General features: G+C 73.4%; 16 protein-coding genes and 1 pseudogene. 11 read left to right on the top strand and 6 right to left on the bottom strand.

Annotated features, from left to right (window positions below; genetic code table 11):
* The first annotated feature begins 64 nt into the window (after window positions 1–64).
* The 5 genes and pseudogenes from ACFYX3_RS04670 to tgmC all read left to right on the top strand — a co-directional run bounded on the left by ACFYX3_RS04670 (window position 65) and on the right by tgmC (window position 2,864).
* Window positions 65–241: a hypothetical protein gene (locus ACFYX3_RS04670; RefSeq protein ID WP_389007887.1), complete on the top strand. Its 177-nt coding sequence runs from the start codon at window positions 65–67 to the stop codon at window positions 239–241.
* The gene (locus ACFYX3_RS04675) at window positions 238–459 is read left to right on the top strand and encodes a hypothetical protein (RefSeq protein WP_389007888.1); all 222 of its coding nucleotides are present in this window, start codon (window positions 238–240) and stop codon (window positions 457–459) included. Before ACFYX3_RS04670 ends, ACFYX3_RS04675 begins: the two co-directional genes overlap by 4 nt.
* 23 nt (window positions 460–482) lie before the next feature.
* Window positions 483–794: a putative ATP-grasp-modified RiPP gene (tgmA, locus tag ACFYX3_RS04680; RefSeq protein ID WP_389007890.1), complete on the top strand. Its 312-nt coding sequence runs from the start codon at window positions 483–485 to the stop codon at window positions 792–794.
* Window positions 791–1,743 (top strand): annotated as a pseudogene (gene tgmB, locus ACFYX3_RS04685) (ATP-grasp ribosomal peptide maturase). The gene tgmA and the pseudogene tgmB overlap by 4 nt, the downstream one beginning before the upstream one ends.
* Window positions 1,740–2,864 carry an ATP-grasp peptide maturase system methyltransferase gene (gene tgmC / locus ACFYX3_RS04690; protein WP_389007892.1) on the top strand — a complete coding sequence of 375 codons (1,125 nt, stop codon included), beginning with the start codon at window positions 1,740–1,742 and terminating at the stop codon, window positions 2,862–2,864. The pseudogene tgmB and the gene tgmC overlap by 4 nt, the downstream one beginning before the upstream one ends.
* 217 nt (window positions 2,865–3,081) lie before the next feature.
* Here tgmC and ACFYX3_RS04695 read toward each other — a convergent pair whose 3' ends face one another.
* Window positions 3,082–3,486: an SRPBCC domain-containing protein gene (locus tag ACFYX3_RS04695; protein ID WP_389007894.1), complete on the bottom strand. Its 405-nt coding sequence runs from the start codon at window positions 3,484–3,486 to the stop codon at window positions 3,082–3,084.
* Window positions 3,483–3,797, bottom strand: a complete 315-nt coding sequence (locus tag ACFYX3_RS04700) for a helix-turn-helix transcriptional regulator (RefSeq protein ID WP_116159566.1) — start codon at window positions 3,795–3,797, stop codon at window positions 3,483–3,485. Before ACFYX3_RS04700 ends, ACFYX3_RS04695 begins: the two co-directional genes overlap by 4 nt.
* Before the next feature lie 165 nt (window positions 3,798–3,962).
* Between ACFYX3_RS04700 and ACFYX3_RS04705 the strand changes: the two genes are divergently transcribed.
* Complete coding sequence (locus ACFYX3_RS04705; protein ID WP_389007897.1) at window positions 3,963–5,144, top strand: calcium-binding protein; 1,182 nt, start codon at window positions 3,963–3,965, stop codon at window positions 5,142–5,144.
* Here the strand turns inward: ACFYX3_RS04705 and ACFYX3_RS04710 are convergent.
* The gene (locus ACFYX3_RS04710; protein ID WP_389007899.1) at window positions 5,141–8,296 is read right to left on the bottom strand and encodes a sacsin N-terminal ATP-binding-like domain-containing protein; all 3,156 of its coding nucleotides are present in this window, start codon (window positions 8,294–8,296) and stop codon (window positions 5,141–5,143) included. The two genes, ACFYX3_RS04705 and ACFYX3_RS04710, sit on opposite strands and share 4 nt — an antisense overlap.
* A 340-nt stretch (window positions 8,297–8,636) precedes the next feature.
* Window positions 8,637–9,566, bottom strand: coding sequence for a DUF3027 domain-containing protein (locus ACFYX3_RS04715; protein ID WP_376585661.1), 930 nt, complete (start codon window positions 9,564–9,566; stop codon window positions 8,637–8,639).
* A 414-nt stretch (window positions 9,567–9,980) separates the two neighbouring features.
* On the opposite strand from ACFYX3_RS04715, the gene ACFYX3_RS04720 reads away from it, so the two are divergent.
* The 4 genes from ACFYX3_RS04720 (at window position 9,981) to ACFYX3_RS04735 (ending at window position 13,594) form a co-directional block, all read left to right on the top strand.
* On the top strand, window positions 9,981–11,360 hold the full coding sequence (locus ACFYX3_RS04720; protein ID WP_116159570.1) for an MFS transporter: 1,380 nt from the start codon (window positions 9,981–9,983) through the stop codon (window positions 11,358–11,360).
* Window positions 11,361–11,473: 113 nt separating this feature from the next.
* Window positions 11,474–11,959 carry a DUF2771 domain-containing protein gene (locus ACFYX3_RS04725; protein ID WP_389007902.1) on the top strand — a complete coding sequence of 162 codons (486 nt, stop codon included), beginning with the start codon at window positions 11,474–11,476 and terminating at the stop codon, window positions 11,957–11,959.
* A 7-nt stretch (window positions 11,960–11,966) separates the two neighbouring features.
* Entirely contained in the window at window positions 11,967–12,746 is a 780-nt protein-coding gene (gene mqnB / locus ACFYX3_RS04730) for a futalosine hydrolase (protein ID WP_389007904.1), read from the top strand.
* Window positions 12,743–13,594: a 1,4-dihydroxy-6-naphthoate synthase gene (locus ACFYX3_RS04735; RefSeq protein WP_389007906.1), complete on the top strand. Its 852-nt coding sequence runs from the start codon at window positions 12,743–12,745 to the stop codon at window positions 13,592–13,594. The genes mqnB and ACFYX3_RS04735 overlap by 4 nt, the downstream gene beginning before the upstream one ends.
* Window positions 13,595–13,661: 67 nt before the next feature.
* Here ACFYX3_RS04735 and ACFYX3_RS04740 read toward each other — a convergent pair whose 3' ends face one another.
* A complete protein-coding gene (locus ACFYX3_RS04740) occupies window positions 13,662–14,045 on the bottom strand; it encodes a cold-shock protein (RefSeq protein ID WP_030694234.1) in 384 nt (127 codons plus the stop codon).
* Window positions 14,046–14,185: 140 nt separating this feature from the next.
* On the opposite strand from ACFYX3_RS04740, the gene ACFYX3_RS04745 reads away from it, so the two are divergent.
* Complete coding sequence (locus ACFYX3_RS04745; RefSeq protein ID WP_359519552.1) at window positions 14,186–14,473, top strand: hypothetical protein; 288 nt, start codon at window positions 14,186–14,188, stop codon at window positions 14,471–14,473.
* Here ACFYX3_RS04745 and ACFYX3_RS04750 read toward each other — a convergent pair.
* The gene (locus ACFYX3_RS04750; RefSeq protein WP_376585647.1) at window positions 14,461–15,090 is read right to left on the bottom strand and encodes an HAD family hydrolase; all 630 of its coding nucleotides are present in this window, start codon (window positions 15,088–15,090) and stop codon (window positions 14,461–14,463) included. The two genes, ACFYX3_RS04745 and ACFYX3_RS04750, sit on opposite strands and share 13 nt — an antisense overlap.
* Between the last annotated feature and the right edge of the window lie 79 nt (window positions 15,091–15,169).

Here is a 15,169-nt window from a genome sequence, read left to right on the forward strand (position 1 = left end):
AACGACCAGCACCCGTACGGATCAAAGGCGTTGACATCCACGCCCCTGCCAGAGGAGTGACTTCATGACCACTTCCGAACTGCCTCGCAGGACTCCCGGCACCAACGGCCGGAGCCACGCCCACCTCGCCCCCACGCCGAGCGCCCCCAGTCGAGCACTGCGCCTCCGCGCAGCTGCCGGCTGGGTGCGGTTCATGCGGCGGGCCGAGGCCGAGGGCGGCCTGCGGGAGGTGAAGACGTGAGCGAGGTCGGTCACGACGGATACGAGCAACATCCCTTGCTGCACGCCCGAGTCCGTGACATCGCCAGCCAGGGAGAGGGAGAGCTGACGGCGGTGACACACGAGCTGCAGAGCGACGGCCGTGTGGTTCGCGTCGCCCACATCAGGCCCCCGAGCGGCATCGAGTGGACGACCTCGGCCGACAACCTCCAGATCGCGTTTCACCCCGACGAACACTGACTCGACAACTTCAGGAGGCCCCCTTGTTCCACCACATGGACCGACTCCCGACCGGATCTCCCCTGCCCATGGGCCACACCACCCCCGCCCCCTGGGGTATCCAGCGCATGGCCCCCTACCCGGCCATGGCCCCGTCCTGGTCGCGGGCCGAGGTCGACCCGGCCAGCCAGACGGCCCGCTACTTCGACAACGCGGGGCAGGTCATGGAGATGCCCGCACACGGCACCAGTACCGGGACCAACCCGGCCACCAACACCGGCAACCCGTCCGACGGGTCCAGCGGTGGTGGCTCCGGTGGCGGGGACAGCGACACCGGGAACGACTCCGACCAGTGACCGACCTCGGTCCGGTGCTGGTCGTCACCATGATCGACGACCCCACGGCCGACCTGGTGATCAGCGAGCTGCACGACCGGAACGTCCCGATCGTGCGGCTCGACTCCGGGGACTTCCCCGCCACCTTGTCGTTCGCGGCCACCCTCACGACGCCTCACGGCATCGAAGGAACCTTGTCCACCCCCACCCGTACCGCCGATCTCTCCCGCGTACGGTCGCTGTACTACCGGCGCCCGTCCGGCTTCACCTTCACCCACCTCGACGAGCAGGACACCCGCTTCGCCGTCACGCAGGCCCGGTACGGTCTCGGCGGCGTCCTCGCCTCGCTCCCCGACTGCCTGTACGTCAATCACCCCCACCGCATCGGGGACGCCGAATTCAAGCCCTCCGGCCTCGCGGCCGCCGTCCGGTGCGGCTTCCGGGTACCACCGACACTGGTCACCTCGGACCCCGTCGCCACCCGGTCGTTCATCCGGAGCCACGGGCCCGTTCTCTACAAACCACTGTCGACACCCCTCTACCGGATCGACGACGTGTCCTGCACGGTCGAGGTCGCCGAGGTCACCGAGGACCAGATCGACGAGCGGGTGGCCGGCACCGCACACCTCTTCCAGCAGCGTGTCGACAAGGCCGCCGACGTGCGCGTGACGGTCATGGGACGCCAGGTGTTCAGCGTACGGATCGACTCAGGGCTGCTCGACTGGCGCACGGACTACGACCGGCTCACGTACACGGTCGTCGAACCGCCGCCCGGAATCGCCGCGCCCTCCGGCGGTACCTGGACCACTTCGGATTGGTCTTCGGCGCATTCGACTTCGCCGTGGACCGCGCGGGGGCATGGTGGTTCCTGGAGTGCAACCCGTCCGGCCAGTGGGCGTGGTTGGAGCCGGAGACGGGGTTGCCCATGGTCGCGGCCATGGGCGACCTTCTGGAGAGGAAGGCCACGTGAACGACGACAGGATCCTGCGGCGGAACCTGGCCGACCGGCTCGCCACCACCGGTCACCTGCGTTCAACTCGCTGGCGTGAGGCTGTGGTCCGGACTCCCCGCCACGAGTTCCTTCGAGGTGGGTACTTCCGGCGGGTCGACGGCGTCGGCCCCACCGGCTGGGAGCCGGTCATGCCGGACGACCCGGCGTGGCTCCCCGCCGCGTACTCGGACGAATCGCTGGTGACCCAGATCGCCGGGACGATCGCCCCCGGCGACATCCGGGGCCGGATCTTCCGGGCTCCGACCAGCTCCAGCACCATGCCGAGTCTCGTCGTTCGCATGCTCGAAGAGCTCGATGTCGACGACGGCATGCGGGTCCTGGAGATCGGCACCGGAACCGGCTACTCGACCGCACTCCTCTGCCACCGCCTCGGCGACGACCTCGTGACCTCGGTCGAGGTCGACGAGGACGTGTCGATCCGGGCCCGAACCTCACTCGGTGCCACCGGCCATGTTCCCCGCCTGATCGTCGGGGACGGTCTCGCCGGGGACCCGGACGGCAGCCCGTACGACCGGATCGTGGCCACCTGCGGTGTCCTGGCCATCCCGCCGGCCTGGCTCGCCCGGAGCCGGCCCGGCGGCCAGATCCTGGCCACCGTCTGCGGCTGGATGTACTCCTCCGAACTCGCCCGCCTCACCGTCTCCGGCGACGGCACCGCCCACGGCCGGCTCCTGGACGGCCAGACCTCCTTCATGCTGGCCCGCCCTCATCTCCCGCCTTCCCTGGGTGTCCTCCCCGACCTTGCGGACGGTGAAGAGCGCGAGACCGCGATCGGCCCGGACGTCCTGGACGACTGGACCATCCGCTTCGTCGCCCAACTCGCCGCGCCTCGCGCCCAACTGGTCCGGGTCTCCGTCGACGGAGGCGAGGAACGCCCCGTACTCATCGACGTCGACGCGGGGGCCTGGGCCGCGCTTCACCGAGAAGGCAGCCACTGGATCGTCCGCCAGGGCGGGCCGGACCGGGTGTGGAACCGGATCGAGGAGCACGTGACCCGGTGGCGCCGGGACGGCTCTCCAAGCCTCGACCGCTTCCGAATCACGGTCACCCCGGAGGCCCAGACGATCACGTGGCTTTGAAGGTGACGGGCCCACAGGTCAGGCTCTTGAGGTGGGCGTGCTTCGTTGGTTTCTGGTGGGACCACCCTCTTTCCGAGAGTCGCTCCTTCCGGCGGCGCGTCAAGGGCAAGTCGGCTTCGCAGATAGCCTGCGGCCACCCTTGACCCGCCGCCTCCAGGAGCGAAAGACCTCTCGGAGGGCGGCCACACCCGCACCCTCGTTGCCGGATCACCCCTCGTCAGCTCTGCAGCGTGGTCTCCAGGCGGTCCAGGACGTGGGGCCAGCCGTGGCCCATGCCCTCGTACGCCTGGCGGCCCATGGGTGAGTCGAGGTCGAAGCCGGCGTGGGTGAGGACCAGGCGGGTGCCCTCGCCCTCCGGGTGGAGCGTCCAGGTGAGGGTGGTGTCGAGCGTGCCCTCGGCGAAGCGGTAGGCGAGCAGTCGTTCGTCGTCCACGGCGGTCACCTCGCAGGGCTGCTGCCCGAAGTTCCCCATGTCGAGGGTGAAGCGGTGCCCGACGACGGGCCGGACGTCGCCCGCCGCCCACCAGCGGGCGTGCAGGTCGGGGTCGGTCAGGGCCTTCCACACCGCCGCGGGTGCGTGGGGCAGGAACTTCTCGCAGGTGATCGTGGCGTCCTCGGTCATGACTCCGCTTCCTCGTCCAGGAGATCGGCCAGCGCGTCCAGACGCTGCTTCCAGTAGTGCTCGAACGGATGCAGCCACTCGCTCACCTCGGCCAGCCGGGCCGGTTCGAGGTGGTAGAAGCGGTGCCGCCCGCGGGGCTCCTCGCGTACGAGTCCCGCCGTACGGAGCACCGCGAGGTGCTCGGAGACCGCGGGCCTCCCGAGCGCGAACATCCCGGCCAGCTCGCCCGTGGAGCGAGGGCCCTCCCGCAGCGTTTCGAGCAGTTTGCGGCGTACCGGATTGGCCAGCACGCCGAAGACGTCGGTCGGCATGACCCTCACGATACGTCGGGATTTTCCGACGCGTCAAAGTCCTCCGACGCGTCCTGGAGGGTGATCCATCGGGTGAAATCACTCTCCGTACATCCATTCACCCCTTCACCTGGGGGAGAGATCACGCAACGCGACCGTCCTCCGGAAGGAACCCCCGTGACCCCCATGACCCTCAGACCAGCCATCGCCCTCCTCTGCGCCCCGGCACTCGTCGCCGCCGCCCTCACCGTCACCGCCGCGGGTCCCGCCACCGCCGCGGCCACCTGCTTCGAAGCCGCCGCCACCGTCACCGGCACCATCGGCACCCCGGGTGACGACGTCATCATCGGCACGCCCGGGAACGACGTCATCGACGGCAAGGGCGGCAACGACCGGATCTGCGGCCTGGGCGGCGACGACCGCATCCACGGCGGGGACGGCGACGACCGCATCGCGGGCGGCACCGGCGACGACCGGGTCTTCGGGGACGCCGGCAACGACGAGATGGTCGGCGACGAACGCGCGTACACCGGCGACGTCATCGGCTCCACCGGCCGGGACCACCTCGACGGCGGGACCGGGAACGACTTCCTGCTCGGGGACAACGCGGCGACGCAGGGCACCGCCTCCGGCGCCTCCCCCGACGTCCTCGTCGGCGGGGACGGCGACGACGTCCTCTACGGGGACGACTACGCCGACCACGCCGACGGCGGCGCCCCGGACCGGATCATCGCCGGCGACGGCGAGGACGTCATCGTCGGGGACTCCGTCGGCTACCTCTCGGCGTCCGGTGCCGGGGACGACGTCCTGCTCGAAGGCGCCGGCACCCTCGGCGACGTCACGGGCGACAGCTTCGCCGGGTTCGGCCCCGCGAGCGGGGCCGGCGGCGACGACCTGATCGACCTGGGACCGGACGGCGCGTTCGGCGCCGTCGGCGACCACACCGCCGGCGGCACCGCGGTCGGCTCCGGCAACGACCGGATCATCGGCGGCACCGCGGGCGAGATCATCCTCATCGGCGACAACTCCCTCGTCGACCCCACCGGCGCCACCGCGGGCGACGACCTGATCGAGGGCCGCGGCGGCGACGACCGGATCTTCGGCGACAACTCGGACTGGAGCCAGACGCTCGGCACCGCCGGCGGCCGGGACGTCCTGCGCGGCGGCGACGGCGACGACTTCCTGCGCGGCGGCCCCGCCGACGACGTCCTCGACGGCCAGGCGGGCGTCGACGACTGCGACGGCGAGGGCGGGACGGACATCGTGGTCCACTGCGAGACCACGCCCGCCGCACGGTCGGCGCGGAAGGCCGCGCCCGCCCGGACGGAGCGGCCGCTGTACGACCGCCTCGCCCGCCACGCCGTCTAGTCGAACCAGCGGTCCCTCGCCAGTTCCGCCGTCCTCGACGGGTCCTCCAGGAGCGCCGCCACCTCGAAGCGGCGGGGCCACTGGCCGGACGCCCATGCCAGACCCGCCGCCACGCCCTCCAGGGTGGCGGCGTGGACGACGCCGTCCGGGGTGCGGCGCCAGTCGAGTTCCACCCCGCCAGCGTGGAGCTCCTCGTGCTCGATGTACGAGGAGGGCGTCGACGGGCCCAGGAGGGCGTGGACCGACGGCGGGACCTCGTGCTCCTCGCCGACCGTCGTCACCTCGGCCTCGACGGCCTCGCTCAGCCGCCGGACCTGGAAGAGCTCGGCCAGGTCCGCGGCGCGGGTCGGGGAGACCGGGAGGAGGGGGAGGTCGCCGGCCAGCGGGAGCAGGTCGGGGGCGTCCGCCACCAGGGCCTCCGCGGCGTCGACGACGACGAGGGTGCCGTCCACGACCGCGCGCAGTTCGTCGGGGAGCGTCACCTGGTCGGGGTCCAGGTCCGCCAGGGCCGTGTACAGGGCGTGGAGTTGGACGCCCGTCACCTCCCGCGACGGGTCCGCGAGCCGCGTCAGGAGTTCCGCCGCGCCGCCCGGTTCGTCGAGGAGGGACGCGACCGAGGTGCGCACGCCCAGGGCGCGGAGGACCTGCTCGTCCTCGAAGCCGGTCGCGTCGGCGGAGTCGTACAGACCGGAGAGCAGCGGGTCGGAGCCCTCCGCGCGCAGGCCCGCCGGGCGGCGGCCGTCGAGGACGGGGTGGTCGCGCAGCCACCAGGCCGTGTACGAGCGGACGGTCTCCGTCGTGCCGTCCGGGAGGAGGACCCGTACGGGCTGGGTCAGGGCGTCCCTCAGGGGCGGCTGGGCGAGGAGGGCGAGCGCCATGGGCCAGCAGTCGTCGTCGACCAGGTCCAGGTCCCGTACGGCCACGATCTCCGTCGCCACGGGGGGTACGGGGGTCACCGGAAGGCGGTCCAGGACGTCCTCGCACCAGACGTCGACCGCGTCGAGGAGGCCCGCGTCGTCGGGCTCCGGGTAGTCGCCCTCGCGCGGCTCGACCTCGTCGGGGTCGAGGACCAGGTCGGTCGCGCGGACCAGGGCGAAGTTCGCCAGGACCCCGCACGCGGCGAGGGGCTGCTCGCCCCAGCGGGACGCGATCTCGGAGTCGACGAAGGCGAGTTCGTCCTCGCGCATCACCGCCGCGAAGGGGGAGCCGGGGAGGACGAGTTCGCCCGCCGGGGAGAGCTCGCCGTCCTCGTCGGGGAGGGCGAGCGCGCCGAGCCACGGCTCCTCGCCCGGGTCGAGCTCCGCGTCGCGGACGAGGGCGAGGACCGTCTCGGCCAGCTCCTCCGCGTCGAGGGTGTCGGTGTCCTCGTCCCAGATCTCGCCCGCGTCGAGGGAGGCCGCGACCGCCGCCCGCACCTGCGGGGTCGTCAGGACCGCGCGGGGCGTGGCGGGCAGGGCGCCCAGCTTCTCCAGGAGCGGGTGGGCGGCCTCCGGGTGCGCCACCTTCAGTCCGAGCCGGGTCAGCTCGGCGGGGGTGCGGTCCTGCGGGAGGAGGACCTGGCGGGGTCCGATCGTCGTACGGATCCGGGGGGCGTCGGCGGTCTCCGCGAGCGGCACCGGGAGGCCGGTCAGGCGGTCCGTGTCGACGCCGGCGAGGGAGTCGTAGAGCCGCCACCACCACGTCGGCGCCCTGTCGACCCCGGCGAGGCGGTCGACGGCCTCGGTGAGGGGGACGCGGCCGATGCCGAGCGTACGGAGCTCGGGGCGGCGCTCCAGGCCCGCCGGGAGGAGGGTCGGGAAGACCTCCGCGAGGACCTCGACGGTCTCCGCGCCCGCGCCCTCCACGACCTCCGCCTCGATCGGGCGGAGCGCCGGCAGCTCCTCGGACGGCGCGGCGGGCGCCAGGAACGCGACCCTCGGCAGCCGGTCCAGGATCGCCTCGCGCAGCGCGCCGTCGAGCGGACCCTTACCGAGCGGGCCGGGCACGAGGTCGAGGGTCGCGGTCGTCACCGGCTGCCAGTCGGCGAGCAGTTCGGCGTACGCGTCGGCCGCGCGCTGCACCAGGAAGTCGGTGAGCGGCCCCGGCGCGGGGTGCCGCCGCGCGGTGTCGAGCGGGAGGGACGCGATGAGGAGCGCGGGGATGCCGAGCGGCTCGTCGGTGGGCGTGGGGGCGTGCACGACCGGCGTCGTACGGGGGTAGCGCGGGGAGCCCTCGGCATCCACGGGTACGGCCCAGGTGACCGACCAGTGCGGGCGCAGACGCTCCTCGAACGGGCGGTCCTTGAGGAGTTCGGGCTCGATCGGGCCGCCGTGGGTGACGGTCCGCCAGCGGTGGGCGCCGTCGCTCGCGGTCGCCGAGTCGTCGATGCGGACGTACCCGTCGTCCTCGGAGCGGCGGAGGGTCCGTACCCCTCCTTCGGGTGTCTCGACGACGATCTCGGCGAGACCCGGAAGAGTGAGGAGCAGGGAGTCGTCGACGGAGGCGAGGAGGCGCTCGGCGAGGTCCTCGGCGGCGGTGTCGCGGAGCGGGAGGACGACGACGGTGTCGTAGCCGTCGGGGGCGGTGCCCTCGGCGGGCAGCGGCAGCCGCAGGAGGGGCACGTGGCCGTCGCGGCGGCGCAGTTCGTCGCCGAGGCCCGGGCTGTACCGGGCGGCCTCGGCGGCCAGTTCGCGGGCCTCGGCGAGGGACCAGCGGACGCCGCCGTGCCGGCCGAGGACGGCGGGCTCGTCGGACACGGCGAGGACGGCGGCGAACCCGACGCCGAAGCGGCCTACGGCACCGTGCGTCTGCTCGCGCTTGGCGGAGGCGCGGAGGGTGGACAGCGACTCGGCACCGGCGGCGTCCAGCGGGGCGCCGGTGTTCGCCGCGGCGAGGACCGCGGGGCCCTCGTGGTCCGCCGGGTGCAGCGTCAGACGGAGGCGGCCGGTGACGGCGGCGCGGTGGGCGGCGTCGGCGGCGTTCTGGGCCAGCTCGACGACGAGGCGGTCGCGGTAGCCGCCGAGCGCCAGGTCCTCCTCGGCGTTCGCGTCCTCCCGGAACCGGGCGGGACTCGCGCCCCAGGCGTCGAGCACGCCCCTCCGCAGCCGGGCGGTGCCGAAGGGGTCGGTTCCGTCGGTCGTCGTCCGGACGCTGACGCTCACGTCTGACTCCACTCTGCGGTTCTACGGGGCCGGTCGTTCCCCGGACCATTCAGCCCGGGGCCCGAAGGTACCGTGCGCCGGCCCACCCGGGCCGCCGGGGCACGTACGGCCCAGGGGCGCGCGGGGGCGCGTGCGCGCGCCGTCGTGGGCAGTCGTTCCGCCGGGGCGACGGGGGTTCCCCCTGCTCGAGCGAAGCCGAGAGCTTGGGGGAGGGTGGGCACAACGGACCCGCGCCCTGCCGGCGCCAGGGGCTCCCGAGCCCGAACCCGCACGTCCGGTGCGGTGCGCAAGCGGTGCGGGTCAGGGCGCGGAACGCGGAGGCGCCGCCAAGGGCGCCGCCCCCACGGGCGGCCTACGAGTGGCCCAGGTCCTCCGACGCCGCGTCCGGCTCCGACGTCGAGCCCGAGTCCTTCGCCGGCCGGAGCGGGAAGACGTCCGCCGCCATGGAGTCGAGGACCGGCGCCGCCGGCCGCGGCGGCTTCGGCATGACCGCCGCCTCCGAGTGCCCTCCGCACCCGTACGCGAGCGACACGACCCGGCCGTCCGCCGGCGAGAACTCGTTGGCACAGATGCCGAACGCCTGCTTCAGCGACCCGGCCAGCGGCACCAGGAACGCGCACGACTCGCACGACGCGGGCGCCGCCTGCGCCATCGGCGTCTTCGCGCCGAACGCCTCGTCCCACCGGTCCGCCGCCACGTGCAGGCCGTAGCGGGAGAGGACCCTCGCCCGCCGCATGCCGAGCTCCTCGGCGACCGCCGCGATCGCTCCCCGCGACGGGGTGCGCGAGGTCAGCTCGGCGTCCTCCTCGTCGAGGTGCTCCTCCATCTCCTCCGAGACGGCGGAGTTCGGCGGCGGCGCGTCCTCGCCCGAGTAGCCGGGCTCCAGGCGCGGGTCGTCCTGCTCCGTGGGGAGCAGGTCCCCCGGACCCATGTCCCCGGGCCGCAGCCGCTCGCTCCACGGCACCCACTCCGGGGCCATGAGCGCGTCGGCGCCCGGCAGCAGGACGGTTTCGTCAAGCGTGACGTTCTTGGCACGAGAGGCGCGGGTGACGGTCACCGCCCAGCGCCAGCCCCGGTAGCCGGGCTCCTTGGACTCGAAGTAGTGCGTGACGACGCGGTCGCCCTCCGCGACCACCTCGACGTGTGCGCCGACGATGCCGGGCGCGGCCGCCTCCTCGGCGGCCTCCCGCGCGAGGTCTACGGCCTCGGCGCACAGGCGGTCGGGGGTACGCGTGGCTCGCGGGGTACGCGGGGTACCGCTTCGCGTCGTCGCAGCACTCACAGGTCTCGCTTCTCTCCTACGCCGTCTCACGGGTGCGTCGGCCGAGGGGCGGGAGCGAAGCCACGGGTGGCGGGCGGAGCGGACCAGAGGGCCGCATCGACGTCCGCACCCGACTTGTCTCGCGCGTCTCGGGCACACCTAACGCCATCCATTCTGCGGGATGCCGAAGAGGCGCGCGGCCGAGAGCTTCCGCCGGTGACGCGCTACGCACGCTACCCCGTTCGCGGGCCTCCGCCCACCTGCCCGTCCCAAGTGGCCCGTATCGCGGACGCCCGCCACGCCCGAACCGGCCGCGGGACGGCGCGTACGGGGCGTGCGAAGCGGCCCGGGGAGAAGCCGTGTCCGCCGCGCGCTCGTCCGGGTCCCCCGTCGTGCCCCGGTTCGTCCGGGGCGCGGGTGGGGCACTATGACGGAGTGGCAGCCGCACGGTCCCCCGTACGATCACACGATCCCGCCGGGCCGCTCCGCCGAGCGGGCCGGAAGGTCGGGCGTGCCCTGCACCTGCCGTTCACCGGAACCGCGAAGGGCATCCGGAAGGCGACGCACGCGCACGGCGCGGGCGAGTCGGGGCTCGGGAAGCTGATCGAGCTCCACGCCGTGAACGGCGCGGGCGACGTCATGATCACCGTCGCCCTCGCCTCCACCGTCTTCTTCTCGGTGCCGACCGACGAGGCCCGCGGCCGCGTCGCGCTCTACCTGGCCGTCACGATGGCCCCCTTCACGCTCCTGGCCCCCGTGATCGGTCCGCTCCTGGACCGGATCCCGCACGGGCGGCGCGCGGCGATGGCGGGCGCGATGCTGACCCGCGCCGTCCTCGCGATCATGATGTCGGGGGCGGTGGCGACGGGCGGCCTCGAGCTGTATCCCGCCGCGCTCGGCGTCCTCGTGGCCTCCAAGGCGTACGGAGTGGTCCGCAGCGCCGTCGTGCCCCGCCTCCTCCCACCGAACTTCTCGCTCGTGAAGGCGAACTCCCGGGTCACCCTCGCCGGGCTGCTCGCCACCGGCATCGCCGCGCCCATCGGGGCGGGGCTCCAGCTGATCGGGCCGGGCTGGCCGCTGTACGGGGCGTGCGCGCTGTTCCTGCTCGGCACGTTCTGGGCGCTGCGGATGCCGCACAAGGTGGACTCCGCGAAGGGCGAGCGGCGGGCGCACCTGCTGACCCACGGCGAGAAGAAACCGAGCCTGCGGACCGTGGGGCCCTCGGTGCTGCACGGGCTCCAGGCGAACGCCGCCCAGCGCATGCTGTCGGGTTTCCTGATCTTCTTCCTGGCGTTCCTGCTGCGCGAGCACCCGCTGTCCGGGCAGAGCGCCGCCGTCTCCCTGGGCATCGTGGGCGTGGCGGCCGGCACGGGGAACGCCTGCGGTACGGCCGCCGGCTCGCTCCTGCGCGACCGGGGCCACGGGCCCGAGGTGATCATCGCCACGATGATCAGCGTCGTGCTCGGTACGGCCGTCTGCGCGGCGATCTTCTTCGGCGGCCTCATGGTCGCCGTCCTCGTCGCGGTCGCCGGGCTCACCCAGGCCCTGTCGAAGCTGTCCCTGGACGCGCTGATCCAGCGGGACGTGCCGGAGCTGGTGCGGACCTCGGCGTTCGCCCGCTCCGAGACGGCGCTCCAGATGGCGTGGGTGGTGGGCGGCGGGATCGGCATCGCCCTGCCCCTGAACGGCACCCTCGGGATGGCCGTCGCCGCCGGGATCCTGGGCGTGGGCGCCCTCCTCGCGGTCCGCGGGCTCCTCTCGGCCGCCCGCAGCCGCCCGGGCCCCAAGGGCCGCTCCAAGGCGAAGGTGGCCTGATCCCCGCTCCCGGGGGCCGGACGGACCCGGACACTCCACACGAAGCGGTACGCCGCGGCGGCACGCCGTACCCCCGCGTGGCGCGGACGCGGCGGCCCGATAGCCTTCGGCTCATGACCGTTGCGTTCTTCTCCGGCTCGCGCCGCCGGGCCGCCGTCGCCCTCGGGGCCGTCTCCGCCGGGCTCCTCGTACTCTCCGCCTGCGACAAGCCGACTCCGCTCGCGACCCTGACGGTCGGGACCGAATCGGTCCACACCGAGGCCGCCTGCTACAACGATGGCAACGCCATCAAGGAGTCGCAGATCCAGGAGTGCCTCAACAAGAAGGCCGAGAAGACCATCACGGTCTCCACGGACGACAAGATCCGCTTCGGCGTGGACCCGAAGATCGCGGACAACGGCTGGACGATCTTCCTCGGCGGCCAGCAGGCCGAGCCCGAGCCGTACAAGAAGACGTACCGGACCATCCCGGCCAGCGCCTTCTTCTCCAGCCAGTCCGGCGAGGCCACCGACAAGACCCAGGTGACCATCGTCGAGAACACCGGCAAGAAGCTGACCGGCATCTGGCACTTCCAGCTGAAGAAGGACACGAACTCCTGATCCGCCGGTGGCCCACCGGATCCTGATCGTGACGGCCGTGGCGGCGGAGGCGGACTCCGTCTCCGCCGGCCTCGGCTCCCCCGAGCCGCGCCCGCTGCCGGGGGGTCTCGTCCTGCGCCGTCACGGCCACGTCGACGTCCTCGTCGGCGGGGTCGGCCCCGCGGCCGTCGCCGCCGCGACGGGGACGGCCCTCACGTGCGAGGCCCTGGCCGGGAGCGGCTACGGCCTCGTCGTCTCCGCCGGGATCGCCGGCGGGTTCCAGCCCGCGGCGCCGGTCGGGTCCGTCGTCGTGTCCTCGTCGATCGTCGCCGCCGACCTCGGCGCGGAGACCCCGGACGGGTACCTCGCCGTCGAGGACCTCGGCTTCGGCCGCTCCGTCCACCTCGTACCCGAGGAACTGACCGGGCTGATCACCACCGCGCTGGACGCGGGGAGCCGGGATGCCGGGGGCTCGGACGCCACCGGCCCGGATGCCGGGCGCCCGCACGCCGGCGCCCCGTCCCACACCCTCGCGCCGGTCCTCACCGTCTCCACCGTCACCGGCACCGCCCGTCGCGCCGCCGAGCTCGCGGAGCGCCATCCGGCGGCCGCCGCCGAGGCGATGGAGGGCTTCGGCGTCGCCGAGGCCGCCGCCGCGCACGGGGTGCCCGTCGTCGAGATCCGGGCCGTGTCGAACGCCGTCGGCCCGCGCGACCGCGCCGCCTGGCGCATCGGCGAGGCCCTGGGCGCCCTCCGGCACACCTTCGAGCTGCTCAGCCGTACCGTCTTCGTGGAGGCGCACGCGTGAAACTGAAGATCGCCTACTCGCCCTGCCCGAACGACACCTTCGTCTTCGACGCCTGGGCGCACGGCCGGGTCCCGGGCGCGCCCCGGCTCGACGTGACCTTCGCCGACATCGACGTCACCAACGGCTGGGCCGAGAGCGGCACCGACACCCACGACGTCCTGAAGGTCTCGTACGCCGTCCTGCCGTGGATCCTCGACGAGTACGCCCTGCTGCCCTGCGGCGGCGCCCTCGGCCGGGGCTGCGGCCCGCTCGTCCTGACCAGGGAGGACGGGACCGGGGCGGACCTCGCCGGGAAGACCGTCGCCGTGCCGAGCGAGCGCTCCACCGCGTACCTGCTCTTCCGGCTGTGGGCGGCCGAGAAGGTGCCCGGCGGCGTCGGCGAGGTCGTCGTGATGCCGTTCCACGAGATCATGCCCGCCGTCCGGGACGGGAAGGTCGACGCGGGGCTCGTCATCCACGAGGCCCGCTTCACGTACAAGAACTACGGGCTGCACTGCCTCGCCGACATGGGCGAGCACTGGGAGACCACGACCGGCCTCCCGATCCCGCTGGGCGCGATCGTCGCCCGCCGCTCCTTGGGCGCCGAGACCCTCGAACTGCTCGCCGAGTCCGCCCGCGCCTCGGTGCGGATGGCCTGGGACGACCCTGCGGCCTCCCGGCCGTACGTCATGGAGCACGCCCAGGAGATGGACCCGAAGGTGGCCGACCAGCACATCGGTCTCTACGTCAACGAGTTCACGGCCGACCTCGGCGAGCACGGCTACGCGGCGGTCCGCGGGCTGCTCACGCGCGCCGCGGCCGAGGGGCTCGTACCGCCCCTCGGCCCGGACGCGCTGGCGTTCCCGTAACGGGAGGCCGGACGGGGTCCGGCAGCCGCCCGAAGCCTGCGCAGCAGTGCGAGGGCGGCCGGAAGGGCTAGACGTCGAGCTGGTCGGCGACCGCGCGCAGCAGGCCGGCGATCTTCTTGCCGGCCGCCTTCTCCGGGTAGCGGCCGCGCTCCAGCATCGGCGTGATGTTCTCCAGGAGCGTCGTCAGGTCCTGCACGATGGACGCCAGTTCGTCGGGCTTACGGCGCTGCGCCGCGGCGACGGACGGGGTCGGGTCGAGGATCGTGACGGACAGCGCCTGGTCGCCGCGCTGACCGGCGACGACTCCGAACTCCACCCGCTGTCCCGGCTTCAGTGCGTCGACTCCGGCAGGGAGCACCGACGAGTGCACGAAGACGTCGCCGCCGTCGTCGCGGGAGAGAAAGCCGAAGCCCTTCTCGCTGTTGAACCATTTGACCTTGCCGGTAGGCACGTCTGTCCTCGTCCTCGTCCTCGTCGATGGGGATGGCAAACAGCGGGTCAAGAGACCCGCCGGCACCAGGCTAATGGTCAGGAGGCCGGTGACAAGACGTCGCCGACGTGTTCCTCCGGCCTGGGAACTACCCTGGCCGGATGCGTAGTGAAACCCCCGCCGTGCCGGTGGACGACGTGGACGGCAGTGCTCCGGGTGACGGACTGGTCAAGGCCGGTGTGATCGTGTTCGCGGTCGGCGCGGTCGCGACGCTGGTCACCGTGGCCCCGCTGTTCCTCGGGACGGACCCGTTCCCCACCGTCGCGTACCTCGTGTCGATGCTGATGGGGGTCGGGTTCCTGGTGGCCGCCGCCGGGCTGCTGAGGTCGGTCGCGTCCCAGCGGCGGCAGGCCCGAAAGGCTTCGGCCACGGCCGCTCAGCCGCGGTAGCCCTCCCACCAGGCACGGAAGTCCGTCAGGTCCGCCAGGACCACGTCCGCGCCGGCCGCCCGCAGCTCCTCGGCGGGGCAGGGGCCGGTCGCGACGGCCACCGAGAACGCGCCCGCCGTGGCGGCGCCCCGGACGTCGCCGACGTGGTCGCCGACGTACACCCCGGCGCCGTGCGCGCGCAGGGCCTCCGCCTTGCCCTCGGCCCACAGGCCGCCGGCGACGACGTCGGGCTTGATGCCGAGGTGGTCGAGGTGCAGCCCGGCGTGCGCGCCGTTCTTCGCGGTGACGACGATCGTGCGGCCGCCCGCCTCGCGCACGGCCTCGATCGCGTCCAGGGCGCCCGGCATGGGGACGGTGGGCTCGATGGCGTACGAGGGGTAGAGCGCCCGGTAGCGGGCGGTCATCTCCGTGACGTGCTCCGCCGGGAACCAGTGCGCCATCTCCTGCTCCAGCGGCGGCCCGAGACGGCTCACGACGAGGTCGGCGTCGATCGGGGCGCCGACCTCGGCGGAGAAGGCGACGAAGGCCGCCTTGATGCCGGGGCGGGTGTCGAGCAGGGTCAGGTCGAGGTCGAAGCCGACGGTGAGCGGGTCCTTGGGCGGCGGTGTGGTCGTCATGGGCCCATTGTCGGGGGACCCGGGGCACAGGTGTTCGCACAAGGGCGGCTGATTAAATGAGGTGAGCCTAACCAAACCT

Source organism: Streptomyces sp. NPDC002463 (genome assembly GCF_042889835.1).
Lineage (GTDB): Bacteria > Actinomycetota > Actinomycetes > Streptomycetales > Streptomycetaceae > Streptomyces > Streptomyces nymphaeiformis.

What these genes read in the sequence shown, in the direction of transcription:
- ACFYX3_RS04670 (WP_389007887.1), top strand. Translation starts at nt 65, where the DNA reads ATGACCACTTCCGAACTGCCTCGCAGGACTCCCGGCACCAACGGCCGG.
- ACFYX3_RS04695 (WP_389007894.1), bottom strand. Translation starts at nt 3,486, where the DNA reads ATGACCGAGGACGCCACGATCACCTGCGAGAAGTTCCTGCCCCACGCA.
- ACFYX3_RS04700 (WP_116159566.1), bottom strand. Translation starts at nt 3,797, where the DNA reads ATGCCGACCGACGTCTTCGGCGTGCTGGCCAATCCGGTACGCCGCAAA.
- ACFYX3_RS04705 (WP_389007897.1), top strand. Translation starts at nt 3,963, where the DNA reads ATGACCCTCAGACCAGCCATCGCCCTCCTCTGCGCCCCGGCACTCGTC.
- ACFYX3_RS04725 (WP_389007902.1), top strand. Translation starts at nt 11,474, where the DNA reads ATGACCGTTGCGTTCTTCTCCGGCTCGCGCCGCCGGGCCGCCGTCGCC.
- ACFYX3_RS04745 (WP_359519552.1), top strand. Translation starts at nt 14,186, where the DNA reads ATGCGTAGTGAAACCCCCGCCGTGCCGGTGGACGACGTGGACGGCAGT.
- ACFYX3_RS04750 (WP_376585647.1), bottom strand. Translation starts at nt 15,090, where the DNA reads ATGACGACCACACCGCCGCCCAAGGACCCGCTCACCGTCGGCTTCGAC.